This window comes from Microvirga aerophila (genome assembly GCF_003332305.1).
Taxonomy (GTDB): Bacteria; Pseudomonadota; Alphaproteobacteria; order Rhizobiales; family Beijerinckiaceae; genus Microvirga; species Microvirga aerophila.
The window spans coordinates 50905-74499 of sequence record NZ_QOIO01000021.1 but is presented as its reverse complement, the minus strand read 5'-3'; the positions used below and the strand labels follow the sequence as shown (position 1 = coordinate 74499).

21 protein-coding genes, 1 tRNA gene and 1 pseudogene are annotated in these 23595 nt (G+C 64.7%); 12 read left to right on the top strand and 11 right to left on the bottom strand.

Annotated features, from left to right (window positions below; all coding sequences use genetic code 11):
* Positions 1–243: 243 nt before the first annotated feature.
* Together DRB19_RS13175 and DRB19_RS13170 are read left to right on the top strand one after the other, a co-directional pair.
* Complete coding sequence (locus DRB19_RS13175) at positions 244–840, top strand: hypothetical protein (RefSeq protein ID WP_114186488.1); 597 nt, start codon at positions 244–246, stop codon at positions 838–840.
* A 316-nt stretch (positions 841–1156) separates the two neighbouring features.
* On the top strand, positions 1157–1954 hold the full coding sequence (locus DRB19_RS13170) for an outer membrane protein (RefSeq protein ID WP_308494278.1): 798 nt from the start codon (positions 1157–1159) through the stop codon (positions 1952–1954).
* Between the two features lie 133 nt (positions 1955–2087).
* On the opposite strand, the gene DRB19_RS13165 is transcribed toward DRB19_RS13170, so the two are convergent.
* A tRNA-Ala gene (locus DRB19_RS13165) sits at positions 2088–2163 on the bottom strand.
* Positions 2164–2245: 82 nt separating this feature from the next.
* On the bottom strand, positions 2246–2632 hold the full coding sequence (locus tag DRB19_RS13160) for a TIGR02300 family protein (protein WP_114186487.1): 387 nt from the start codon (positions 2630–2632) through the stop codon (positions 2246–2248).
* 167 nt (positions 2633–2799) lie between these two features.
* Here DRB19_RS13160 and aroA point away from each other — a divergent pair, with 167 nt between their 5' ends.
* From aroA to DRB19_RS13140, 4 genes are read left to right on the top strand one after another with little or no spacing between them, the layout of a single operon-like run.
* Positions 2800–4149: a 3-phosphoshikimate 1-carboxyvinyltransferase gene (gene aroA, locus DRB19_RS13155; RefSeq protein WP_114186486.1), complete on the top strand. Its 1350-nt coding sequence runs from the start codon at positions 2800–2802 to the stop codon at positions 4147–4149.
* 7 nt (positions 4150–4156) lie between these two features.
* Positions 4157–4804, top strand: a complete 648-nt coding sequence (gene cmk, locus DRB19_RS13150; protein WP_114186485.1) for a (d)CMP kinase — start codon at positions 4157–4159, stop codon at positions 4802–4804.
* A gap of 46 nt (positions 4805–4850) precedes the next feature.
* A complete protein-coding gene (locus DRB19_RS13145) occupies positions 4851–5657 on the top strand; it encodes a DUF1194 domain-containing protein (protein ID WP_308494277.1) in 807 nt (268 codons plus the stop codon).
* Positions 5658–5664: 7 nt separating this feature from the next.
* Positions 5665–6060 carry a methylglyoxal synthase gene (locus tag DRB19_RS13140; protein ID WP_114186483.1) on the top strand — a complete coding sequence of 132 codons (396 nt, stop codon included), beginning with the start codon at positions 5665–5667 and terminating at the stop codon, positions 6058–6060.
* A gap of 2 nt (positions 6061–6062) precedes the next feature.
* Here the strand turns inward: DRB19_RS13140 and hrpB are convergent, their stop codons facing one another.
* From hrpB to DRB19_RS13125, 3 genes are all read right to left on the bottom strand, one after another.
* Positions 6063–8531 (bottom strand): ATP-dependent helicase HrpB, encoded by a 2469-nt coding sequence (hrpB, locus tag DRB19_RS13135; RefSeq protein WP_114186482.1) that lies wholly within the window; start codon positions 8529–8531, stop codon positions 6063–6065.
* Positions 8532–8575: 44 nt separating this feature from the next.
* Entirely contained in the window at positions 8576–9187 is a 612-nt protein-coding gene (locus DRB19_RS13130; RefSeq protein ID WP_114186481.1) for an HAD family hydrolase, read from the bottom strand.
* Between the two features lie 159 nt (positions 9188–9346).
* Positions 9347–11635, bottom strand: coding sequence for an NADP-dependent malic enzyme (locus tag DRB19_RS13125; protein ID WP_114186480.1), 2289 nt, complete (start codon positions 11633–11635; stop codon positions 9347–9349).
* A gap of 151 nt (positions 11636–11786) precedes the next feature.
* On the opposite strand from DRB19_RS13125, the gene mutS reads away from it, so the two are divergent.
* Complete coding sequence (gene mutS / locus DRB19_RS13120) at positions 11787–14510, top strand: DNA mismatch repair protein MutS (RefSeq protein WP_114186479.1); 2724 nt, start codon at positions 11787–11789, stop codon at positions 14508–14510.
* A gap of 83 nt (positions 14511–14593) precedes the next feature.
* Here mutS and DRB19_RS13115 read toward each other — a convergent pair whose 3' ends face one another.
* Both DRB19_RS13115 and DRB19_RS13110 read right to left on the bottom strand, forming a co-directional pair.
* Positions 14594–15043 carry a response regulator gene (locus DRB19_RS13115; RefSeq protein WP_114186478.1) on the bottom strand — a complete coding sequence of 150 codons (450 nt, stop codon included), beginning with the start codon at positions 15041–15043 and terminating at the stop codon, positions 14594–14596.
* Positions 15033–15443 (bottom strand): hypothetical protein, encoded by a 411-nt coding sequence (locus DRB19_RS13110; protein WP_114186477.1) that lies wholly within the window; start codon positions 15441–15443, stop codon positions 15033–15035. The genes DRB19_RS13115 and DRB19_RS13110 overlap by 11 nt, the downstream gene beginning before the upstream one ends.
* A gap of 220 nt (positions 15444–15663) precedes the next feature.
* On the opposite strand from DRB19_RS13110, the pseudogene DRB19_RS13105 reads away from it, so the two are divergent.
* Both DRB19_RS13105 and olsB read left to right on the top strand, forming a co-directional pair.
* Positions 15664–17201 (top strand): annotated as a pseudogene (locus DRB19_RS13105) (YifB family Mg chelatase-like AAA ATPase).
* Positions 17202–17345: 144 nt separating this feature from the next.
* Positions 17346–18287 carry a l-ornithine N(alpha)-acyltransferase gene (gene olsB, locus DRB19_RS13100; RefSeq protein ID WP_114186476.1) on the top strand — a complete coding sequence of 314 codons (942 nt, stop codon included), beginning with the start codon at positions 17346–17348 and terminating at the stop codon, positions 18285–18287.
* On the opposite strand, the gene DRB19_RS13095 is transcribed toward olsB, so the two are convergent.
* Genes DRB19_RS13095 through DRB19_RS13085 form a run of 3 tightly spaced genes read right to left on the bottom strand, consistent with a single transcriptional unit; the run spans position 18254 to position 20972 of the window.
* Positions 18254–19135: an SDR family oxidoreductase gene (locus DRB19_RS13095; RefSeq protein WP_114186517.1), complete on the bottom strand. Its 882-nt coding sequence runs from the start codon at positions 19133–19135 to the stop codon at positions 18254–18256. The genes olsB and DRB19_RS13095 overlap by 34 nt on opposite strands.
* Positions 19132–20382 carry a tRNA epoxyqueuosine(34) reductase QueG gene (queG, locus tag DRB19_RS13090; protein WP_245439481.1) on the bottom strand — a complete coding sequence of 417 codons (1251 nt, stop codon included), beginning with the start codon at positions 20380–20382 and terminating at the stop codon, positions 19132–19134. Before queG ends, DRB19_RS13095 begins: the two co-directional genes overlap by 4 nt.
* Entirely contained in the window at positions 20280–20972 is a 693-nt protein-coding gene (locus DRB19_RS13085) for a glutathione S-transferase family protein (protein ID WP_114186475.1), read from the bottom strand. Before DRB19_RS13085 ends, queG begins: the two co-directional genes overlap by 103 nt.
* 177 nt (positions 20973–21149) lie before the next feature.
* On the opposite strand from DRB19_RS13085, the gene DRB19_RS13080 reads away from it, so the two are divergent.
* Together DRB19_RS13080 and DRB19_RS13075 are read left to right on the top strand one after the other, a co-directional pair.
* Positions 21150–21947, top strand: a complete 798-nt coding sequence (locus tag DRB19_RS13080; RefSeq protein WP_114186474.1) for an undecaprenyl-diphosphate phosphatase — start codon at positions 21150–21152, stop codon at positions 21945–21947.
* 4 nt (positions 21948–21951) lie between these two features.
* Positions 21952–22197, top strand: a complete 246-nt coding sequence (locus DRB19_RS13075) for a hypothetical protein (protein ID WP_114186473.1) — start codon at positions 21952–21954, stop codon at positions 22195–22197.
* 13 nt (positions 22198–22210) lie between these two features.
* On the opposite strand, the gene nth is transcribed toward DRB19_RS13075, so the two are convergent.
* A complete protein-coding gene (gene nth / locus DRB19_RS13070; protein ID WP_114186472.1) occupies positions 22211–22972 on the bottom strand; it encodes an endonuclease III in 762 nt (253 codons plus the stop codon).
* Positions 22973–22992: 20 nt separating this feature from the next.
* Between nth and DRB19_RS13065 the strand changes: the two genes are divergently transcribed.
* The gene (locus DRB19_RS13065) at positions 22993–23502 is read left to right on the top strand and encodes a DUF2244 domain-containing protein (protein WP_114186471.1); all 510 of its coding nucleotides are present in this window, start codon (positions 22993–22995) and stop codon (positions 23500–23502) included.
* Positions 23503–23595: the final 93 nt, after the last annotated feature.

The window sequence follows — 23595 nt, the reverse complement described above, 5'->3', positions numbered from 1 at the left end:
CCCACATGCCCATGGTCCTGCCCCAGCGCCCCAAACGCCAGTGTCGCAAGCCCTCGATAGGATCTAGAAGCATTCGGCCTTTTGAAGCAGGATGGACAGAGGTTCTCATCAAGAACAAAGATAAAATTACTCGGTATCACATAGTTTTTGATCAATCGATGAGTTGGGAACTTGAGTATGACCGGAGTTATTTTCAAACCATCGCGGAATAGATTCTGTCGAACCGTCCTGCTAAGCTTTCTCTTGATCTCGGCGCTGTCCAATTTCGCCCATGCCCAGCCCGGCGAGCGGATGTTGCACCTGACCGGCTATGTCGGGCGTTGGGCGAATACCGACCTGCTTGACGTTCCGGAGCGCTCCTTCAGGAGCAACCTGACGTTTGAGGACTCGAACTTCGCCGGCCTCGGTGTGAGCAGGGTTCTCATCCCGTCGTTTTCGATCCCGGTCATCGGAACCGATCAAGCGTTTCATGGCAATAAGGTCGAGATCGAGGGGCAGGCCCTGCGCCATTTCGGCGATCAGAACCATTGGGAAGGAACTCTCGCTCTGATGTTCCGGACCGGGCAGATCCCGCTCTTCCGCGGATTGAGTGTCAATCTCGCCGTTGGAGAAGGGCTATCCTATGCGTCTGAGCGGCCGCGGCTGGAGGGGAGCTTCCGCGTCGAGCCGACGCGCTTTCTCAACTACCTTGCCTTCGAGGCGGAATTCTCTCACCCGTCCCTTCCCGGCGTGTCCTTCGTATCCCGCATCCATCATCGTTCGGGCATCTTTGGGGTGATTGCCCCCAAGGAGTCAGGATCGAACTTCATCGGCGCGGGCCTCAGGGTCAGCTTGCCCTGAGACGCTCCGGCGCTTGGCCACAAAAAACCCTGCCCAATGGGCAGGGTCGAAGTTATCTCCTCGCCTTCGGAAGATCCGAAAACATGAGGATTACGACACAGAGGCAATGACCTGTCAATCAACGCAATGTATTTGCTAAAATTATACCTAAGGTAGGTTAGATTTCATATCATTGATTACTTATTTCTCCGAAGTAGTACCCCGTCGGATAGTCATCTTGAGGCCAACAAACACAGGGGTGTTGCAGCCATACAATAGATTTACTGCGTCGACACCTCATACAGTATCATGGCGACTTATCGCACAAGGGATGACGATGATGAGAAAATACATTCTCAGTCTTCTTGCGGGTACAGCAACGACCGCCCTTGCAGTCTCCGCCGCATCAGCTGCGGATCTGCCAGTACGGGCCGCCCCGCCGGCTCCGATGATCGCACCGGTACCAATCTTCACATGGACAGGTTTCTATGCCGGTGTGAATGCAGGTTGGGGATGGCGCGAGGACGACGAAGAATCCGTGGTTCTGACGCCTGGGCCCGCCACGCCAGGCCTGGCAGGCACGCTTCTCTTCCAGAACAACAATGAAGGCGGCTTCACCGGCGGCGGACAGATCGGCTACAACTACCAAATCGGCTCGTTCGTGGTCGGTGTCGAGACCGACATTCAATGGGCCGACACCGATGAGGGCCAGAATGCCGTGTTCCTGCCGGCTCCAGGGTTTGCCGGCACCTTCACGCCCGGCGTCTTCGAGAGCAATGCGCCGGAATGGTGGGGCTCGGTTCGCGCCCGACTTGGCGTGGCGTTCGGTCAGGTTCTGGTCTACGGCACCGGCGGTCTTGCCTATACGGAGGACAACACCGGATGGACTCTTGGCGGCGGCGTCGAGTGGGCGCTGCCGGTGAACTGGTTCGGCTCCTCGGCCGTCACCTTCGGGCTTGAAGGTCTGTGGATCAGCTTCGACGACGACGATGATGATTCCAATGGCCTCATTGGAACATTCACGCCGGTCGGAGGAGGAGCGCCCGTGGACGTATTCAGGCCTGCCATTGGCAACGACGAAAGCGAGTTCTTCGTGGCTCGCGCCAAGCTGAACTTCAAGTTCGGCACCTACTGAAAATCGGCTTTTCCGCCGTTGAACAGGCCCGGGGCAACCCGGGCCTGTTTCGTTGTCCGCGGGGCTCCGCCGACAGCCAAACAAAAAGCCGCCCTGAGGCGGCTATTTTCGGCGGAATGTCCTCGAGAGAATTTGGTGGAGCCAGGCGGAATCGAACCGCCGACCTCTTGAATGCCATTCAAGCGCTCTCCCAACTGAGCTATGGCCCCACGCTGGCCGCGATGTTGGGGCATCGCGGAAAGGGTCGCCGCCGAAGCAGCGGCGTCTCTATAGTCGTGTCCGGCGAGAGACTCAAGCCTCTTCGTCGTCCTCCAGATCGCCATCGATCAGGTCGGACACGTCGTCGTCACCTTCTTCTTCGTCCTCGAGGAACGTATCGTCGTCGGCGACGTCATCGCCCACATCGATATCGTCGTCGGTCGGCAGATCCTTCTCGGCCTCGCCGGCCTCGACCTCATCGAGGGAGACCATCTCCGGGCCGGCCACCTCGAGCTCTGCCTCGTCGTCGTCCGGAGCGGCGGCGGCGCGCGCCACCACCGGCGGGGCAGCGCGGCTCATGGCGACGGCCTGGAAGACCGTGCCGCATTTCGGGCAGACCGCCGGGTCCTTGGTGAGGTCGTAGAATTTCGCGCCGCAGCTCATGCACTGGCGCTTCAAGCCGAGTTCCGGTTTGGCCACGGGTGACTGCCTTCATGGTGGATAGATGGGAACGCTCCGTTAGTCATGAGCGCATGCCTTGTCAAATGGGAAATTGCAACACATGACCGAAGTCGCGCCAGCTTCGGGATGACGGCATCGAAAGCCCGTGTTAGGAGCCGCCCCTATCAAGGCGAAGGAATGCTAGAATGTCGCACGCGCACGGCCCGGCCTCACCGGTCACGAGCAAGCCCGGAGAAGCTCTCAAGGGGCGGATCCGCGTCCCGGGCGACAAGTCGATCTCCCACCGCTCCATGATCTTCGGCCTTCTGGCGATTGGCGAAACCCGAGTCGAGGGCCTCTTGGAAGGCGAGGACGTGCTGCGCACCGCCGAGGCCTGCAGGGCTCTGGGGGCGAATATCACCCGCGACGCACCGGGCCGCTGGCGCATCCAGGGGGTCGGAATCGGCGGGCTCACCGAGCCGTCGGGCGTTCTCGATTTCGGCAATGCGGGCACCGGCTCGCGCCTGATGATGGGCGTTGCCGGCAGCCATCCGATCACCACGACCTTCGATGGGGATGCTTCCCTGCGCAAGCGGCCCATGCGCCGGATCCTCGACCCTCTGGCCCGGATGGGCGTAACAGTCGTCAGCGAGGCGGAGGGTGGACGGGTTCCCCTGACCCTCCGCGGCCCCCGTGAGACCATCCCCGTCACCTATGAAACCCCGGCCGCCTCGGCGCAAATCAAGTCCGCCATTCTGCTGGCAGGCTTGAACTCCCCCGGCCGCACGACCGTCATCGAGCGTGAGGCGACCCGCGACCACACGGAGCGCATGCTCAGGCATTTCGGCGCGAAGGTCGAGGTGGCGCCTCACCGGGAGGATGGACGCGCCATCACGCTCCACGGCCAGCCCGAGCTTCGCGGCTCCACCGTCGTGGTGCCCACTGACCCCTCGTCGGCCGCCTTCCCGCTGGTGGCAGCCTTGATCACGCCGGGCTCCGACGTGGTGATCGAAGGCGTGATGATGAATCCCCTGCGCACGGGCCTGATCACCACGCTCCTCGAAATGGGCGCATCGATCGAGCGCCTGAACGAGCGGGACGAAGGCGGAGAAACCGTGGCGGACCTGCGCGTGCGAGCAAGCCGCCTGACCGGCGTCACGGTTCCGGCCGCAAGGGCTCCTGCGATGATCGATGAGTACCCGATTCTCGCCGTGGCGGCCTCGTACGCCGAGGGTACGACCCGGATGCAAGGTCTCCACGAATTGCGCGTCAAGGAATCGGATCGTCTGGCGGCCGTGGCGGCGGGTCTCGCCGAGGCCGGCGTCCCGCACGAGATCGAGGGGGACGATCTCATCGTCCACGGATCGGGCGGCAAGGTTCGCGGCGGCGGCAAGCCTGTCGCGACGCATCTGGACCACCGCATCGCCATGTCGTTCCTCGTTCTCGGACTGGCGAGCCAGGAACCGATGACCGTGGACGACGGCGCGATGATCGCCACCAGCTTCCCGTCCTTCATCCCGCTGATGCGGGAGCTCGGCGCCACCATTCACGACTGAGACGTTCATGATCATCGCGATCGACGGGCCCGCAGCGTCGGGCAAAGGCACCCTGGGCAAGCGGCTCGCGGACCATTTCGGCCTGGAGCATCTGGACACGGGCCTCCTGTATCGGGCCGTGGCCCGCGTCCTTCTGGACCAGGGTACGCCCCTGACGGATCGGGACGCGGCGACCGTCGCGGCAGAGAACCTCGATGTTTCTCACCTGGACGACCCGCGTCTGCGGGGCGCCGAGATGGGGGAAGCCGCCTCGGTCGTGTCGGCCTACCAGCCTGTTCGGGATGCGCTTCTGGCGTTCCAACGGCAATTCGGCGTCCAGGAGCCCGGAGCCGTGCTCGACGGACGGGACATCGGAACCGTTGTGTGCCCTCAGGCAGACGTGAAACTCTTCATTACCGCATCGGCCGAGGAGAGGGCCAGGCGCCGCCACCGGGAACTCCTGAACCGGGGCGAGGAGACCGACTACGAGACGATCCTGCGCGATATCCGTCGCCGGGACGAGCGGGACATCAACCGAAGCACCGCGCCGTTGAAGGCTGCGGAGGACGCCCTGACCCTCGACACCACCCACCTGGACGCGGACGAGACCTTCCAGGCCGCCCTGGTCCTGGTGGAGGGCAGAATTCCCAGAAATCAAGACCTTGCTTCGAGATAAGTTACTGGCACACTTCTAGAACCGACCCGGCTCCCAAGAGGAGACTATGATGGTTCGTCGAGGCCTTGCCCATCTTGCTGCGGGACTAGCGTTACTCCTGGGTCTGCTGGGGGCTTCGGTTCAGGCCCGGGCGCAGACCGAGGTCGACCTCGCCCTCGTGCTGGCGGTGGACATCTCCTTCTCCATGGACACCGAGGAGCAGGCCCTGCAGCGTGAGGGCTTTGCCCAGGCCTTTCGATCCCAATTGGTCCATGATGCGATCCGGGGCGGAATGCTGGGCAAGATCGCCGTCACATACATGGAATGGGCCGGCTCGGCGGACCAGAAGGTCATCGTCCCCTGGACGGTTCTCGACAATCCCGAGAGCCTGATGGCCTTTGCGGACAGGATCGCCACGACGCCTCTGCGGCGGGCGCAGCGAACCTCCATCGCCAGCGCCATCGATTTCAGCGTGAAGCTTTTGGACGAGAGCGGCGTCGAGGCCACCCGACAGGTGATCGACGTGTCCGGCGACGGGCCGAACAATCAGGGCCGGGGGGTGGTGCAGGCCCGGGACGACGCCGTTGCAAAGGGCATCACCGTCAATGGGCTGCCGATCATGCTGCGCAGGCCCGGCTACCTCGATATCCCCGAGCTCGACGTCTATTTCAAGGAATGCGTGATCGGCGGACAGGGCGCTTTCATGGTCCCGGTTCGGGAGCGCGATCAGTTCATCGAGGCCATCAAGACGAAGATTCTTCTTGAAATCGCCAATCTGACACCTTCCGAACCGCTGCTGAAACGTGTTCAGAATACTCCGCGGGCCAATTGCCTCTCTGGTGAGATGCAATGGCGCGATCGCTGGAGCAACTGACGTCAACATGGACAAGCTTACATTGGCGCTCGTCGCGCACGACGCCAAGAAGGACGACATGGCTCGCTTCGCAGCCATGCACGAGGCCACGCTTCGGCCCTTCGCCATCTTTGCGACCGGAACTACTGGCGCGCGCGTCATGGAGCATTGCCCCACCCTTTCCGTCACGCGCCTCAAGAGCGGCCCCTTGGGCGGCGACCAGCAGATCGGAGCCATGATCGCAGACGGCAAGATCGATGCCTTGTTCTTCTTCGTCGACCCTCTCTCGCCCCACCCGCACGATGTGGACGTGAAGGCGCTGATGCGCCTCGCCCTGGTCTATGACATTCCGATGGCCCTCAACCCCGCCACCGCCGAACGGCTGATCGAGACGTTCAAGGCTCACATCGCGCAGGAAGCATAAACTCAGGTCCCTCTGGGTTTGGCGCGCCGCGTGGGCGGGGCGGTCAGCGGATCCTCGGGCCAGGGATGCTTCGGGTATTGCCCACGCATATCCGCCCTCACCGCAGCCCAGGAGCCGCGCCAGAAACCCGGAAGGTCGCGGGTAATCTGGATCGGGCGCTGCGCGGGCGAAAGCAGATGCAGGATCAGGGGCACCCGGCCTGCCGCGATGGTGGGATGCTTATCCAGTCCGAAGAGTTCCTGCACCCGCACGGCTAGGACCGGGCCCTCCCCGTCTCCGTAATCCACCGGGACCTGCGAGCCGGTCGGCACTTCGATATGGGTCGGCGCCTCCGCGTCGAGCCGCCGCTGAAGGTTCCACGGGAGAAGACTTCGCAGCGCATCGCTCAAGAGGTCCGGCCCGATCTCGCTAAGGCTGCTCTTGCCAACGAGATGGGGAGCGAGCCACTCCGCCGCCGTTGCAGCCAGCGCCTCGTCGGACAGATCGGGCCATTCATCCCCTTCGGCCATGCGCAGGAACATCACACGCTCGCGCCATTGCGCGAGGGCCTTGGAGAAAGGCAGCGCCTCGAGGCCGAGGGACACGAGGCCCGACGCGAGTGCGCGCGCAGCATCTTCCGTCGCCGGAACCCTTAAGGGATGCTCGTTCAGCACGAGCGCGCCGTACCGGCGAACGGCCCGTGCGCGCAAGGCCCGGGCCTGACGGTCGAAGGTGATCTCGTCGCGCTGCTCGACGTCGTTGCCGAAAGACGCTTCGATTTCCTCCAGGCCAATGGGAGCCGCAGCCAGGATCCGCGCGGAGGCGGCTCCTCCGGCAATCTCAGCAATGGCCAGATAGGGCTCCTTCGCCAGCCTCTCGTGAGGTTCAACCGCCGCGCCGCGTCCGTTGGCCATCACGTATTCCCCGGTCTTGCCGCGCGCTTTGGCGAGGCGGTCCGGGAAGGCCAGCGTCAGCAGCGAACCGATGGAGCGCGATTCACCCGTGAGGGCATTGCCGGAGGCCGCCTTGGCCCATCCATCCGCCAGACGGCGCATGTCCTCCGCCCGCTTCGAGCGCTCCCGCCGGAAGCGTTCGACCCGCTCGGTCAGATCCACCGCATCCCCGCCAAGACCGCGCTCTACTAGAACGGCCCCGAGATCGGCGGCATCCCGGGCTTGCCCCCGTTCTCCCGCGGCCAGAACCATGCGGGCTAGGCGCGGCGGCAGCGGGAGATTGCGCAGCCTACGGCCAGTCTCGGTGATGCGGCCATCGTCATCGAGCGCGTGAAGCTGGCGGAGCAGCGCCCCGGCCTCCTTGAGGGCTGGCGCGGGCGGCGGATCGAGGAAGGACAGGGTTGTCGGATCCGTCACGCCCCATGCGGCGCAATCCAACAGAAGAGGCGCGAGGTCGGCCGACAGGATTTCCGGTCGTGCGTAAGCCTCCAAGGCTCCGCTCGCGGCCTCCTCCCAGAGCCGATACGCAGTGCCTGGCTCCGTTCGTCCCGCGCGGCCCCGGCGCTGATCGGCGGCGGCGCGGGAAACGCGCACGGTCTCCAGTCGCGTCAGGCCGATATTCGGCTCGTAGACGGGCACGCGGGCGAGACCTGAATCGATGACGACTCGCACGCCCTCGATCGTGAGCGACGTCTCGGCAATGGAGGTGGCGAGCACCACCTTGCGGCGGCCGGGCCTGGCGGGACCGACGGCAAGATCCTGCTCGGCCCGGTCGAGCGCCCCATAGAGCGGCGCGATATCGACACTGGGATCACCGATGCGCTCACGCAGCATGGTGTCGACCCGGCGGATCTCGCCCTGCCCTGGCAGGAAGACCAGGATGGAGCCCGGCTCCGCCCGGAGGGCGCGGGTGATCGCCTCCGCAACCTGCTCCTCGATGCGCCGGTTCGGATCGCGGCCGAGATAGCGGGTTTCCACCGGATAGGCGCGCCCCTCCGATTCGATGACCGGAGCATCGTTCAACAGCCTCGCGACTCGCGCTCCGTCGAGGGTCGCCGACATGACGAGAAGGCGCAAATCCTCGCGAAGACCGCCTTGCGCATCAAGCGCAAGGGCAAGGCCGAGATCCGCATCGAGGGAGCGCTCATGAAACTCGTCGAAGAGCACGGCCGCAACGCCTTCGAGCGCCGGGTCGTCGAGGATCATACGGGCGAACACGCCCTCGGTGACCACCTCGATCCGGGTCTTGCGGCTGATCTTGGAGCCGAGACGCACACGCAAGCCAACCGTCTCGCCGACCGTTTCGCCAAGCGTCCTGGCCATCCGGTCCGCCGCAGCCCGGGCTGCGAGACGGCGGGGCTCCAGAAGGATGATCTTGCGGCCTTCCGTCCACGCCTCATCGAGAAGAACAAGCGGCACGCGGGTGGTCTTGCCGGCGCCGGGCGGCGCGACGAGAACCGCATTGGGGCGGTTCGCCAGGCTCGCCGTCAGATCGGCGAGCACCGCGTCGATGGGGAGGGAGGCTTCGAAAGCGCGCATGCCGCCTGATGGCTCATGCGCGACCGGAGGGCAAGCGGGGCCTTTTAAGCCTCGATGCCGTAACGGCGAAGTTCGGCCGCGAGATCCATGGGTTCGTTGAAGTGGATCGCGTGCATTCCAACCGCTCGGGCTCCCTCCACGTTGTCTCGGGAATCGTCGATGAAGATGCAGTCCCCGGCCGTCAGTCCATAGCGGGAGAGCAGAAGATTATAGATTTCCGGCTGCGGCTTCAGGAGGCGCTCGTCGCCTGACACGATCGCGTCGTCGAACCCGGCCAGGAACGGATACAGCTTCTGGGCCAGAACGAATTTCGGACCGGAAAAATTGGTGATGGCGTAATTCGGCACCCCGGCTTCGCGCAGCCGCTCGAGAAGAGCCACGTTCTCCTCGATGACGCCGGAGACCGTCTCCTCCCAACGCTCGTGAAAGGCCCGGATGGGGGTCTCGTGATCCGGATAATCCTTGACCAGGAGAGCGACCGCCTCGTCCCAGTCGCGGCCGCGATCCTGCTCAATGTTCCAATGCGGCGTGCAGACCGTGGAGAGAAACCACTCCATCTGCGTCTCATCGCTGAAAATCTTGCGGTAGAGATTGCGCGGATCCCAGCGCAGCAGAACGTTGCCGATATCGAACACGACAATATGTGGCTTCCCCATCGTCACAAGTCTTCTCCTGATATGGTCCGGAGAGGCCTTTAACTTCTTTGGAGCCGCAAAGCCATTCTTGGAAGACGATGGCGCGCCAAGATCGCGTGGCCTGATCAGCGAAGCGGAAGCAGGCTCTCTCGACGCACCAGCGTCGAGAGAGCCCAAGGATTATCCACCGATATTATAAGCCGCGAGCGCTGCCATGTTGACGATGTCGGCATCCGTCGCCCCGAGCGAGACGATCTGAATCGGCTTGTCGAGGCCAACCACCATGGGGCCCAGCACCATCGCGCCGCCGAGTTCCTGCAGCATCTTGGTGGAGATCGACGCGGAGTGGAAAGCCGGCATGACAAGGACGTTAGCCGGGCCCTTGAGGCGGCTGAACGGGTACTGCGCCATCAGATCCCGATTCAAGGCCACGTCGGCCGCCATCTCGCCGTCGTACTCGAAATCGACCCGCATATCGTCGAGGATCTGAACCGCCTGCTGGATCTTTTCCGCGCGCTCCGCAGGGGGATGCCCGAAACTCGAGAAGGACAGGAGCGCCACCCTTGGCTCGTAGCCGAGGCGTCGCGCGACCCCGGCCGACTCGATCGCGATCTCGGCAAGTTCCTCGGCGCTTGGCATCTCGTGGATGGCCGTGTCTGCCACCAGAACCGTATGGCCGCGGGCAAGGCACAGGGAAACGCCGATCACCCGGTGTCCGGGCTTGGCGTCGATCACATGCCTGACATCGGCCATGGCGGTTGAGTAGTTGCGGGTGGCGCCCGTCACCATGGCGTCGGCGTCGCCGAGCGCCACCATGGAGGCGGCGAAGTGATTGCGGTCCTGGTTGATCAGGCGCTGACAGTCGCGGAACAGATAGCCCTTGCGCTGCAAGCGCTCGTACAGGAACTGCGCATAGGTGCTGTTGCGGTTCGACAGCCGCGCATTGTGAATCTCGACACCCTCGCGGCCCTCCAGGTCGATGCCGGCTGCCGTCGCAGTCTCATGAATGCGATCCTCGCGCCCGACGAGGATCGCCGTGCCGAGATCCTGATTGACGAACGAGATTGCCGCGCGAATGACCTGCTCCTCCTCGCCCTCCGCGAAGACGACGCGCTTCGGAAACTTGCGCACGCGCTCGAAGATGCGGTTGAGGGTGCCGGCCACCGGATCGCGGCGAGCGGACAATTGCGCCTTGTAGGCCCGCGTGTCCACGATGGGGCGGCGGGCCACCCCTGAATCCATCGCCGATTTCGCGACCGCCGGCGGGATGGTGTGGATCAGCCGCGGATCGAACGGCACGGGGATGATGTAGTCGTTCCCGAATCGCGGGCGTGAGCCCTGGTAGGCGGCCGCCACCTCATCCGGAACGTCTTCGCGGGCGAGTTCGGCCAACGCCTGAGCGGCGGCGATCTTCATTTCCATGTTGATGGTGGTGGCCTGCACGTCGAGGGCCCCGCGAAAGATGTACGGGAAACCGAGAACGTTGTTCACCTGGTTTGGGTAATCGGAGCGACCCGTGGCGATGATCACGTCGTCGCGGATGCGGGCCACCTCCTCCGGGGTGATTTCCGGATCCGGGTTGGCCATGGCGAAGATGATGGGGTTGGGCGCCATGGAGCGGATCATGTCGTCGGTGAACGCTCCCTTGGCCGAAAGCCCGAACACTGCATCGGCCCCGTTGAGGGCGTCCGCCAGGGTGCGGTCGTCGGTTTCGGCCGCATGAGCCGATTTCCACTGATTCATGCCCTCGGTGCGCCCGCGATAGATCACGCCCTTCGTGTCGCACAGGATCACGTTGTTGGGCGCAAATCCCATGGCCTTGAGAAGCTCCGTGCAAGCGATGCCGGCAGCGCCTGCACCGTTGACCACGAGCTTCGTCTTGGCCATGTCGCGCCCAGTGAGATGCAGCGCGTTGATGAGGCCGGCCGCCGCAATGATGGCCGTGCCGTGCTGGTCGTCGTGGAACACGGGAATGTCCATGATCTCACGCAGGCGCTCTTCGATGATGAAGCACTCGGGCGCCTTGATGTCCTCCAGATTGATGCCGCCGAAGGAAGGCCCGAGATAGCGCACGCAGTTGATGAAGGCGTCGGCGTCTTCCGTGTCGACCTCGAGGTCGATCGAATCCACATCCGCGAAGCGCTTGAACAGGACCGACTTGCCCTCCATCACGGGCTTGGAGGCCAGCGCGCCGAGATTGCCAAGGCCCAGGATGGCGGTTCCGTTCGAAATCACCGCCACCATGTTGGACCGGGTGGTGTAGTCGAAGGCGAGCGACGGGTTTTCCGCGATGGCCAGCACCGGAACCGCAACGCCCGGAGAATAGGCCAGCGACAGGTCACGCTGGGTTGCCATCGGCTTCGTGGGGACGACCTCGAGTTTTCCGGGGCGGCCTTGCGCGTGGAATTGCAGTGCCTCCTGGTCCGTGAAGGTCGGGCGGCTGCGACGGCTCGGAGGCTGATCGTTCATCTGTTTTATCGCTGTTTTTGTGGCGGGGCGTTTCCGTTAGGACCTGCGACCTTAAGGCATGCACGCCCCTCCCCTCAAGACTTGTCCACACCCTTTCGGGGGACCCTGTGACACGGGTGAAAGGACCAAGCAGCTTTGCTAAGACAAGAGGATGTCATCACAAGCCCTGTACCAGCCCGCCGAGTCCCCCGCGACGCCCGAGACCTCCGCATCGAAGACGGTGCCGGACAACCGCGTCACGCCCATGATGGCACAGTATATCGAGATCAAGGCGGCGAATCCGGATAGCCTCCTGTTCTACCGGATGGGGGATTTCTACGAGCTCTTCTTCGAAGATGCGGAAATCGCCAGCCAGTCCCTCGGCATCGTGCTCACCAAGCGCGGCAAGCACCAGGGACAGGACATCCCCATGTGCGGGGTGCCCGTGGACCGGGCGGACGACTACCTCCAGCGCCTGATCGGCCTGGGGCATCGGGTGGCGGTCTGCGAACAGACCGAGGATCCGGCCGAGGCCAAGAAGCGGGGAGCGAAATCCGTGGTGCGCCGCGACGTGGTGCGCCTCGTCACGCCGGGCACCATCACGGAGGAACGCCTCCTCGAACCGGGCCGCGCCAATTACTTCCTGGCTATTGCGCGCCGCCGCGTCTCCGATACGCAATGGTGCTACGCCTTGGCGGCCGTGGATATTTCCACAGGACATTTCGTCCTGAGCGAGACGGATGGGGCGGGCCTTTCGGCCGAGATCGCCCGTTTCGAGCCGCGCGAGATCCTGGTGCCCGACGTCATCCACGACGACCCCGAACTCGCGGCCTTCTGGCGGGAGACCAGGGCCTCCATCACGCCCCTGTCCCGCGAGGGCCTCGATCCCGCATCGGCCGAGCGGCGGCTCAAGGAGCATTTCGGCGTCGCAACCCTGGACGCGTTCGGCTCCTTCAGCCGGGCCGAGATCACGGCGGCCGGCAGCGCCCTGTTCTATATCGAGAAGACGCAGATCGGCAGCCGCCCGGTCCTCAACCCACCCGTGCGGGACAATGCGGGAGCGGCGCTCGCCATCGACTCCGCCACCCGGGCCAACCTCGAGCTCACGCGGACCCTCTCGGGCGAGCGGTCCGGCAGCCTGCTCGCCACCATCGATTGCACGGTGACGCCCGGCGGCGCGCGGCTGCTTGCGGACCGGTTGGCCGGCCCCCTCACCCATCCGGGCCTGATCCACGACAGACAGGACGCGGTTGCGTCCCTGGTGGAAAACGGAGACCTGCGCGACCGGCTGCGACGCATCCTCAAACGCTCGCCCGATCTGGCGCGAGCCCTCTCGCGCCTCGGCCTGGGACGCGGCGGGCCGCGGGATCTAGCCTGCGTGCGCGATGGCCTGTTCGCCGCGCGGGATCTGGGGCTCGAACTCGCCATTACGCCCAACCTGCCGAAAGAGCTCTCGGGCGCGGCGGAACTGCTGCAATCCCTGCGGACGGACGTGGCCGAGCGGCTCGCGGTGGCGCTTGCCGAGGACCTGCCGCTCCTGAAGCGCGACGGCGGCTTCGTTCGCGCAGGGTTCGATCAGAGCCTCGATGAATTGCGCGAGCTGCAGCAGGATTCCCGTCGCTTCATCGCGGCGCTCCAGGCTCGTTACGCGGCGGAGACGGGCTGCCGCACCTTGCGCGTCAAGCACAACCACATGATCGGCTACTTCGTGGAGGTGCCGCAGAACGTGGGCGAGGACCTGCTCAAGGAGCCCTGGAAAGACACTTTCGTCCACCGCCAGACTATGGCGGGCGCCATGCGCTTCTCCACTCTGGAGCTCGGCGAACTCGAATCGAAGATCGCTTCCGCATCCGACCGGGCGCTTCGGATCGAGCTTGGTCTGTTCGACACCCTGGCGCAGGACCTCATCGACCTATCGGCCGACATCGCCCGCGCGGCCGAGGCCATCGCGGTGGTGGACGTGACGGCGGCGCTGGCGGACCTCGCCGTGCGCCTCGATTGGAGGCGGCCCACCATCGACACCGGGCTGACCTTCCACATCAGGGGCGGTCGCCACCCGGTCGTGGAAGCAGCCCTCAAACGCGAAGGCGCTGCCTTCATTGCGAACGACTCGAACCTTTCAGGCAAGGATGCCGGGCACATTCTCCTGATCACCGGCCCCAACATGGGCGGTAAATCAACGTATCTGCGCCAGAACGCCCTGATTGTGGTGCTGGCCCAGATGGGATCGTTCGTGCCTGCCCGGGAGGCGCATATCGGAATCGTCGACCGGCTTTTCTCCCGTGTCGGCGCAGCGGACGATCTGGCGCGCGGGCGATCCACGTTCATGGTCGAGATGGTGGAGACGGCGGCGATCCTGAACCAGGCCACGTCCCGCTCCCTCGTCATCCTCGACGAGATCGGCCGCGGCACCGCCACCTTCGACGGCTTGTCCATCGCCTGGGCGGCCATCGAGCACCTGCACGAGGCAAACCGCTGCCGCGCCCTCTTCGCCACCCACTTCCACGAACTGACAGCCCTCGCCGACCGCATGCCGCGCATCGCCAACGCGACCCTGAAGGTCACGGAATGGAATGGCGAGGTGGTGTTCCTGCACGAGGTCGTGCCAGGCGCGGCGGACCGGTCCTATGGCCTGCAGGTGGCGCGCCTCGCTGGCCTGCCCTTGGCCGTGGTGGAGCGTGCCAAGACGATCTTGAGCGAGTTGGAGCGGTCCGACAGGGAAAGCCCGAAACGCGCCCTGGTGGACGATCTGCCGCTTTTCGCGGCTCCCGTTCGGACGCAACCGACGCAACCGAAGCGGGACCCGCTGCGGGAAGCGCTAGACGGCATCGATCCCGACCAGATGACGCCTCGGGAAGCCCTGGAAGCGCTCTACCGCCTGAAGGCGCAGCAGTGAACTTTCCGGCCCGGTCCTTCGAGACGGCCTGACAGCCTCCTCAGGATGAGGCCTATGGGCGATGTCTGTCATGAGCCAGGATCTCAGGACAGCGAGGAACTGTCCTCTCGTGAAAGAGCGCCGAACGGAACGAACGTCATGGTCCGGTTTGGCTGCTCCTCGTCCTGCTCTGCCATCACATAGGCCAGAGCCTCTCTGACGCCGCGCTCCGTATAGGGTTTGGCAATCACGCCCCGGGCGCCGGCGCAATCGTCCGGGATGCGCTTGGCGTTGGCCGTCATGAAGAGCACGGTGATGCCAAGCTCATTAGTGAAGTGGCGCGCGACGTCGACTCCCGTGGGCCCATCGGCGAGGTGGATATCGACGAAAGCAAGATCCGGGGTGAGATCCCTGCCAAGGGTCAGGGCCTGCTTGCTGGACGCGGCCATGCCGACGACGTCATGCCCCTCGTCTTGGAGCAGGTTCTCCAACTCCAGGGCAATCAGTATTTCGTCCTCGACAATGAGGATGCGCAGGGACTTCTCAGCGCTCAACCTGAACCTCCTCAGCGTCCATGGGCATGACCGTTTCCGCGCGGTCTGGCCGGATGAACATACCAGCCGAGGATTGATAGAAACCTCCCGTGTTCAGGGAGGGTGCCCGAGTCCGGGCCACGAAGGTGATCCTGCGGCCGATCTGGGTCGCCGCAGTCTGCTCGTCCAGGCTGTTGAATAGTTCGGCGACGCCCTTGGGCGTGGACTCATCACGGCTCGAACGCTGCTTCCGGCAGGAGCGGCTCGTCAGCATGGACATTCGGGATGATCGGAAGGCCGCTCCGAGGATTTGTCGCGGCGTCGTGTCATGGAGGCAGGACTTCACTTTTATCATGCTCTGAACGTGCTCAACCCCGATAGCCGCCGGAGCAGCCACGCAGGCGAATGAGTGGGCAAGCATGAACCAGCCTGCTTCATGGCTTGTCTCCTCCCGCCCCAAAGGGCTCGATCCCCTGTCGCCACTGCAGTGTGGTTCTAGGACAGTGGGACTCAACGCAAAGGACGGCTCAGGGTTCCGGCCTTTTCAGAGGTTGCGGCATTGTTCACCACATCATTTTTAGCAACTCTATACCATTGCGCCGCATCGCGTTAGAGTCGCGCACCTGCCGGAGGTCGAGCTAATGGTGATGCGTATTGCGACGGTCGCGTTCGAGGGCATCGACGCGAGGGCGGTCGATGTCCAGGTTCAGATCTCGCCGGGCAATGTGGCCTTCGCGGTCGTCCGCCTTCCCGACAAGGCGGTGGCCGAGTCCCGTGAGCGCGTCCGCTCGGCCCTGATCGCCTCGGGCCTGGCGCTGCCGGCCAAAAGGATCACGGTCAATCTCGCGCCCGCCGATCTTCCCAAGGTAGGCAGCCATTACGACCTGCCCATCGCGCTGGGCATCATGGCGGCGATCGGAGCCATTCCTTCCGATGCCCTGAACGGTTTCACGGTGTTGGGAGAACTTGCCCTCGACGGATCGATCACTCCGGTGGCCGGCGTCCTTCCGGCCGCCATGGCGGCCGTCGAGCGTCAGCATGGGCTGATCTGCCCGGAGGCCAGCGGCTCGGAAGCCGCATGGGCGAGCCGCGACATCGACATCCTGGCGCCCCAATCCCTGATCCAGCTCGCCAACCACTTCAAGGGGACTCAGGTGATGGCTAGGCCTGAGCCCGCCATCATGCGGGCCTCCGGTTCCTTGCCGGATCTGCGCGACATCAAGGGACAGGAGAGCGCCAAACGGACGCTCGAGATCGCGGCGGCCGGCGCGCATAACCTCCTGATGAATGGGCCGCCCGGCGCCGGCAAATCCATGCTGGCCCAGCGCCTCCCGTCGATCCTGCCGCCGCTTTCGCCACGGGAACTGCTCGAAGTCTCGATGATCCAATCCGTGGCAGGGCTATTGGCGAACGGCGCCTTGTCCAACCGCCGCCCGTTTCGCGCGCCCCACCACTCCGCCTCCATGGCCGCCCTGGTGGGTGGGGGCCTCAACGCCCGGCCGGGCGAAGCCTCCCTTGCCCATCACGGCGTCCTGTTCCTCGACGAGTTGCCCGAGTTCCAGCCCCAGGTGCTCGATTCCCTGCGGCAGCCCTCGAAGCAGGGGAAATTCTCATCGCGCGGGCCAATCATCGTGTCACCTACCCGGCGCGCTTCCAGCTCGTGGCCGCCATGAATCCCTGCCGCTGCGGACAGGCGACCGAACCCGGCTATGTCTGCCGTCGCCAGCCGAACGAGCGCTGCATCGCCCAGTATCAGGCCCGGCTGTCAGGCCCTCTCCTCGACCGGATCGACCTGGTCATCGACGTGCCGGCCGTCACGGCGGCGGACCTGATCCTGCCGCCGCTCGTCGAGGGATCGGCGGACGTGGCGGCCCGGGTAGCCGCAGCCCGGGAGCGGCAGGCGCAACGCTACGGCGCTCTCAACCTCGACGGCATTTCCACCAATGCGGCCTACCCGGCCCCTATCCTGGAGGAGGTCGCGCAACCGGATGCGGAAGGCCTGTCCCTGATCCGGGACGCGGCGAACGCCATGCGGCTCTCGGCACGGGGCTTCCACCGGGTCCTGAAGGTCGCACGCACCCTCGCCGATCTCGACGGAGAGGAGAAGGTCCGGCGCATTCATCTGGCGGAGGCGCTCTCCTACCGGGCGCACGCGGACAGGCGGCCGGCCGCGGCGTGACACTCCGGTCAATCCTTGATAAGGCCTCCCGTCTCCTTGATATTTCCTGTCACGAAACCGTTCGAAAAGAGCGTTATGTCCCAACGCAAGGCAGTTGGATCGAATTCCAACAGAAGACCAGGAACGCGTTCGAGCGAGGCTTCTATGATTTCGTCTCCGTTGACCGAGGCCCCGCAGGCTCCGGGCGCCCTGGACGGGACCGGCCTGCATGAGACCGTGGCCGGTCTCCTCCCGGAGCGTCCGAGGCAGGTTTGCGATCACGGCGGCCTGGGTCCGGTCCTTGGCCGCATCGGCTCCCTGGAGGTTCGGCTAGCTACGGGCGCGGAGGAGATCAGGCAGGCGCAGAAGCTGCGCTTCGAGGTCTTCTTCGAGGAGATGTCGGCGGCTCCGCGCGGAGCGTCCCTGCTCACGCGCCAGGACGTCGATGACTACGACGCCGTCTGCGACCATCTCCTGGTCCTCGACCACGAGACCGGATCGGAACCGCAGGTCGTCGGCACCTATCGTCTCCTGCGCCAGGAGGTGGCGGAGGGAAGTCTGGGCTTCTACACGGCGGGCGAATACGACATCGCTCCCCTGATCGACACGCATCCGAGCTTGCGTTTCCTGGAGCTTGGGCGCTCCTGCGTGCTCAAGCCCTATCGCAACAAGCGCACGGTGGAATTGCTGTGGCACGGGATCTGGACCTACGTGCTCCACCACCGGATCGACGTGATGATCGGCTGTGCCAGCCTAGAGGGCACCGACCCTCGGGCGCTTGCTCTGCCCTTGAGCTTCCTGCACCACTACGCCGCTGCGCCGCCGGAATGGCAGGCCAGCGCCGTTCCTGAGCGCTACACCCCCATGGACCTCCTGCCCAAGGCGGCGGTGGATCCCAAGGCGGCTCTGCATGCCCTGCCGCCGATGATCAAGGGATACCTGCGCCTTGGCGCCAGTTTCGGCCGGGGCGCGGTGGTGGACCATGAATTCGGCACCACGGACGTGCTCGTGATCCTGCCGGTCTCGGCCATCAATCCGCGCTACATCGACCACTTCGGACCGGCCGCGAACCGTCACGCCACGGGAGCATATTCTCCAGCCTCATAGAGGGCCTGCAATCCCTCCCGGTAAGTAGGATAGCTGAGCCGCACCCCCAGTTCCTCCTTGATCAGGCGATTCGAGACCCGCTTGTTCTCGGCGTAGAAGCTCCGGGCCATGGGGCTCAGGTCAGCTGTCTCATAGGGGACTTCCGGGGGTGGCGCGACGTTTGCAAGATGCGCCGCATAGGTGACCACATCCTGAGGCGGCGCGGGCTCGTCGTCGGCGACATTGTAGACCGCGCCTTGCCGGCTCCGCTGCATCGAGGCCCAAAGGACGGCCGCGATGTCGTCCACGTGAATGCGGCTGAACACCTGGCCAGGCTTGACGATGCGGTGGGCCTTGCCTTGGGCGAGGCTCACCAGGGGGTTGCGCCCCGGGCCATAGATGCCGGACAGGCGAAAGACTTGGACGGGCTTCCCCGCGTCCCGGCTGAATGTCCGCCAGTCCTGCTCTGCGGCAAGCCGCTCCACCGAGCGGGTGCTTTGCGGCGACGGAGGGGTTCGTTCATCGATCCAGGCGCCGCCGTGGTCGCCGTAAATTCCGGTCGTGGACAGATATCCAATCCAGCGGAGGTTATCGGCCGACGCGATGATCTCCCTGAATCGGCCAAGGCAAGGGTCTCCGTCATTGGAGGGCGGGGCGGAGACCAAGAGCGCATCGGCCGAGCGGATGTCCGCCGCGAGACCTGACGCATCGAACTCCTCCATCAACGGGTAAGCCTGAATGCCTGCGAGCTGCAATTGTCTGGCCTTGTCGGCATGCCGCACCGTTCCGCTGATCCGCGACCACTGGGCATGTTTGAACCGGATGAAGGCCTGGGCCGTGTAACTGAGCCCGAAGACGAACAGCTTCATGCGGCTGCCTCGGCGCGAGATGCGGCCGGTGCGATGCGCCGCCACTCCTCGCGCACATCCGCATCGTCCTCGCGCTCCCACCGGCCGTTGCGATGCGCCGCAACCGTCTCGGATGGCAGCAGCCGGCCGATAGCCCAGACGGCCATGGCCCGCACGAGCGGCGACGCATCGTCGAGCAGGCGCACGGCCTCCCCGGCCAGGGCGGGATCGCCCGAATTGCCGATAGCGATCAGAATGTTGCGGATGAACCGGTCGCGACCCGTGCGCTTGATCGGTGTGCCGGCAAACCGAACCCGGAAAGCCGGGTCGTCGAGGCGGGCAAGCTCCGCCAGCGGCAGGGCCGCGAGGTCGTCCCGCTGCACCAGCCGCGCCTCCCGCCCGGCCTGGGCGAACTTGTTCCAGGGGCAGACCGCCAGGCAATCGTCGCAGCCGAAGACCCGGTTGCCGACTCCCTCCCGCAGATCCGCCGGGATATGCCCCTTGTGCTCGATGGTCAGGTACGAGATGCAGCGCCGGGCATCGAGCTGATACGGAGCCGGGAAGGCCTTGGTGGGGCACACGTCGAGGCAGCGGCGGCAGGAGCCGCAATGGTCCCGCTCCGGCGCGTCCGCCGGCAGCTCCGCTGTCGTGAAGATCGCCCCGAGGAAGAGCCAGTTCCCGAACTCGCGGGAGACGATGACCGTGTGCTTGCCCTGCCAGCCGAGGCCTGCGGCCTCCGCCAGGGGCTTCTCCATGACCGGGGCCGTGTCCACGAACACCTTCACGTCGGACGAGGCTCGGGACGCCAGGAAGCCCGCGGCCTCCTTCAGCTTGCCCTTGATCACGTCATGGTAATCGCGGTTGCGGGCGTAGACCGAGATCGAGGCCCGGTCCTTCTGGCCGAGGGTTGCGAGCGGGTCGTCCACGGGGCCGTAATTGAGCCCGAGCAGGATGACGCTGCGCACCTCGGGCCAGAGCGCCTGAGGGTCGGCCCGGCGCTCCGCCGTCTCGGCCATCCAGTCCATGGAGCCATGATAGCCCTCTGCCAGCCAGGCCTGGAGGCGTTCAGGCGCGAGCGGGATCGCGTCCGGCCGGGCGATCCGCACCACGTCGAAGCCAAGCGCCTCAGCCCGGGCCGTAAAGGCGCGCTTCAGCGCCTCGCCGTCTAAAAGTCCAGGTTGTCGTAGTGCTCCGCCGGAGCCATGCCCGGCACCCGCTCTGCCAGGAGCGCGCGAAAGGACGGCCGGGATTTGATCCTGGCGTACCAATGCTTCGCTGTTTCGTTCTCGTCCCATGGCACGTCGCCGAGATAATCCACCACGGAGAGATGGGCCGCCGCCGCCAGATCCGCATAGGTCATCCGGTCGCCCGCGAGCCAATTCCGTGTCGCAATCAGGTATCCGATATACTTCAGATGGTATCGCACATTGGTTCGCGCAGCGCGAATCGCGCCCATATCCGGCGAACCGCCGCCGAGTTCGGTGGGCATGAACCGCTTATAGATCTTTTCTGTGGCAAGATAATCCGACACCTCGGCGTGGAATTTCACCAGGAACCAGTCGAGCAGCCGGCGCACCTCCACCCGCTCTGCGATGTCCCGAGGCAGGAAGCGCCGGTCCCGGAGCGTATCGCCGCGGGTGTCGTCCATATACTCGGCGATGATGAGCGCTCCCGGCACCGCCAGGCCGTCATCGTCGATGAAGAGCGGGAGATTGCCCCCTGGATTGATTTCCAGGAAGGGCAGCCGCCGCTCCCAGGGCTTCTCCTCCACCACGGACGGCTCGACGCCCAGCTCCGCCAGGACCAAACGAGCGAACCGCGATTGCGGGCAAAAGGGATAAGAGTGAAGGATGGCCATCAGCGGTTCAGACGCGAAACAGGCGGCCAGAATAAGGCCGCGTCTCGTTAAGGGTCGGTAAGGAATTTTGGTGAATCTCATGTCCTGGACGCAAGTACGCCAGAATAGAAGCGCAAGGCGTGCTTGACAGATCCGGGAACGCCCGACCATCTGGCGCCCGCTTTAGGATTTTCAACGATGCTGCAAATTGTCGAGGCCCTGTTCCTGGGCCTCATCGAAGGCTTGACCGAGTTCCTGCCGGTTTCCTCGACGGGCCATCTCCTGCTGATCGGCCATTTCCTGGGGTTTGAGTCCACCGGCAAGACCTTCGAGGTCCTGATCCAGCTCGGCGCGATCCTGGCCATCCTGTCGGTCTATTTCAACCGGCTCTGGGCCATCGCCAAGGCGTTGCCCACGGATCCGGCCGCGCGGCGCTTCGTGATCGGCGTCCTCATCGCGTTCCTGCCTGCGGCCCTCATCGGCGCCGTACTGCACGGCTTCATCAAGGAAGTGCTGTTCGACCCCTGGATCGTCTGCATGACGTTGATCGGGGGCGGCTTCGTGCTCCTGATGGTCGACGGGCTGCCGCTTGTGCCGAGGCACACGGACGCCACCAAGTTCCCGTTGCCGATGTATCTCAAGATCGGCCTCATCCAGTGCGTCGCCATGGTGCCGGGCGTATCGCGCTCGGGAGCCACCATCGTGGGCGCGATGCTGATGGGGGCGGACAAGCGGGCGGCCGCGGAATTCTCGTTCTTCCTCGCCATGCCCACCATGACGGGCGCCTTCGCGTACGATCTTCTCAAGAACTACAAGAACCTGTCGGCGGACGACATGACCGTCATCGCGGCGGGCTTCGTGGCGGCCTTCCTGTCGGCGCTCGTGGTGGTGAAAGTGCTGCTGGACTATGTCTCCCGCCATGGCTTCACGCCGTTTGCCCTGTGGCGGATCGTCCTCGGAGCCGCGGGACTCGCGGGTCTGATCGTTTTCGGGTGAGGTCATGCACCCGCAAAACGACGCCATAGCGGTCATTCTCGCCATCTTGATTGCCCTTGTGGCCACGACCCTCGCCACGCTTGCAGGCGTCATGGGGGATGTGCCCACAACGCAGCGCTTCACTCCGGATCAGACTTGCGCCGAATGGACGGACGGCTGCGTCGTCTGCTCCCGCACGCCTCAGGGGCTGGCCTGCTCGACCCCCGGCATCGCCTGCCAGAGAGGCCAGGAAAGCTGCCTCAGACGTTAGCGGACGCGCCGGCTCACGGCGCCGGCGTCTTGTCCGGGTAGCGGCACAGGTCAATGATCGGGCAGCGCCAGCACTCGGGCTTGCGCGCCTTGCACACGTAGCGGCCGTGCAGGATCAGCCAATGGTGCGCGTGGAGCCGGTACTCGTCCGGCATGATCGCCTCGAGGGCGACTTGCGTGTCGAGCGGTGTCTTGGTGACGGCGAGCGGGATGCGGTTGGTGACCCGGAAGATATGCGTGTCGACCGCGATGCGCGGATCTCCGAACGCGATGTTAACCACGACGCTCGCGGTCTTGCGGCCCACCCCCGGAAACGTTTCCAAAATCTCGAACGAATTCGGCACTGCGCCATTGAACTCCTCCACGAGGCGGCGCGAGAACGCGATCACGTTCCGGGCCTTGGTGTTGAAGAAGTTCAGGGTCTTGATGTTCTGACGCAGCCCTTCCTCGCCCAGCGCCAGCATCTTTTCCGGCGTATCGGCCACGGGAAAGAGATTGCGGGTCGCCTTGTTGACGCCCACATCGGTCGCCTGTGCCGAAAGGGCCACCGCCACCAGGAGCGTGTAGGGGTTGCTATACTCCAGCTCGCCTGTGGGTTCCGGCATGGCTTCGTGAAAGCGGCGGAAGATCTCCACCATGGTGGCCCGGTCCACCGGCTTCGGGGCGCGGACACGCGGCATCTTCACGGCGGCTTTCAGCGGCGCGACGAGCTTGGCTTTCGGCTCGGAAGCTTTGGGCTTGGAAATGCGGCGGGGTGACCGCTTCAGATCGGGCATGGCTGCGTTATAACTGGAGCATGGAGAGCGGCAAAGCACCATTCGGCGGATCGGAGCGGTTCGAGGAGCCGGTTTTCTCGGCCGTCATCCGCCCGCACCGCTCGCTGTCGCCACAGGGCTTCAAGATCCTCATGGGGCTGCTGTGCCTCCTGTCCATTGTGGCCAGCCTCCCTTTCGTGATCCTCGGTTTCTGGCCGGTGGCGGGGTTCTTCGGCCTCGATTTTCTCGGCCTCTACATCGCATTTCGCATCAACTACCGGCAGGGCCAGTCCTTCGAGCTTTTGGAGCTCACCCCGATCAGGCTCCTTCTCCAGAAGGTCACCCACCGGGGCGAGGTGCGGGAATGGCGCTTCAATCCCTTGTGGACCCGGGTCGACCGCCAGGAGGACGACGAATTCGGCCTCCGGGAACTCGCCCTCACGTCCCGGGGCGAACACGTGGTCTTCGCCCATGATCTGTCTCCGCCGGAGCGGGAGAGCCTGGCCGAGGCTCTCGGACGGGCGTTGGCGGACGTGAAGCGGGGCTACTGACGCGCTACGGCGATCTTCTCCACAGAAAGAAACCCCGTCACAGGAAACGGGTGTCGCTTCCCAGCCCAGTCGCTAGGATGAGCATAAGAGGAT

Coding starts and splice junctions, on each gene's coding strand:
- DRB19_RS13170 (WP_308494278.1), top strand. CDS start 1,157: ATGATGAGAAAATACATTCTCAGTCTTCTTGCGGGTACAGCAACGACC.
- aroA (WP_114186486.1), top strand. CDS start 2,800: ATGTCGCACGCGCACGGCCCGGCCTCACCGGTCACGAGCAAGCCCGGA.
- cmk (WP_114186485.1), top strand. CDS start 4,157: ATGATCATCGCGATCGACGGGCCCGCAGCGTCGGGCAAAGGCACCCTG.
- DRB19_RS13145 (WP_308494277.1), top strand. CDS start 4,851: ATGATGGTTCGTCGAGGCCTTGCCCATCTTGCTGCGGGACTAGCGTTA.
- DRB19_RS13140 (WP_114186483.1), top strand. CDS start 5,665: ATGGACAAGCTTACATTGGCGCTCGTCGCGCACGACGCCAAGAAGGAC.
- hrpB (WP_114186482.1), bottom strand. CDS start 8,531: ATGCGCGCTTTCGAAGCCTCCCTCCCCATCGACGCGGTGCTCGCCGAT.
- DRB19_RS13130 (WP_114186481.1), bottom strand. CDS start 9,187: ATGGGGAAGCCACATATTGTCGTGTTCGATATCGGCAACGTTCTGCTG.
- DRB19_RS13125 (WP_114186480.1), bottom strand. CDS start 11,635: ATGAACGATCAGCCTCCGAGCCGTCGCAGCCGCCCGACCTTCACGGAC.
- mutS (WP_114186479.1), top strand. CDS start 11,787: ATGTCATCACAAGCCCTGTACCAGCCCGCCGAGTCCCCCGCGACGCCC.
- DRB19_RS13110 (WP_114186477.1), bottom strand. CDS start 15,443: ATGCTTGCCCACTCATTCGCCTGCGTGGCTGCTCCGGCGGCTATCGGG.
- olsB (WP_114186476.1), top strand. CDS start 17,346: ATGATTTCGTCTCCGTTGACCGAGGCCCCGCAGGCTCCGGGCGCCCTG.
- DRB19_RS13095 (WP_114186517.1), bottom strand. CDS start 19,135: ATGAAGCTGTTCGTCTTCGGGCTCAGTTACACGGCCCAGGCCTTCATC.
- DRB19_RS13085 (WP_114186475.1), bottom strand. CDS start 20,972: ATGGCCATCCTTCACTCTTATCCCTTTTGCCCGCAATCGCGGTTCGCT.
- DRB19_RS13080 (WP_114186474.1), top strand. CDS start 21,150: ATGCTGCAAATTGTCGAGGCCCTGTTCCTGGGCCTCATCGAAGGCTTG.
- DRB19_RS13075 (WP_114186473.1), top strand. CDS start 21,952: ATGCACCCGCAAAACGACGCCATAGCGGTCATTCTCGCCATCTTGATT.
- nth (WP_114186472.1), bottom strand. CDS start 22,972: ATGCCCGATCTGAAGCGGTCACCCCGCCGCATTTCCAAGCCCAAAGCT.
- DRB19_RS13065 (WP_114186471.1), top strand. CDS start 22,993: ATGGAGAGCGGCAAAGCACCATTCGGCGGATCGGAGCGGTTCGAGGAG.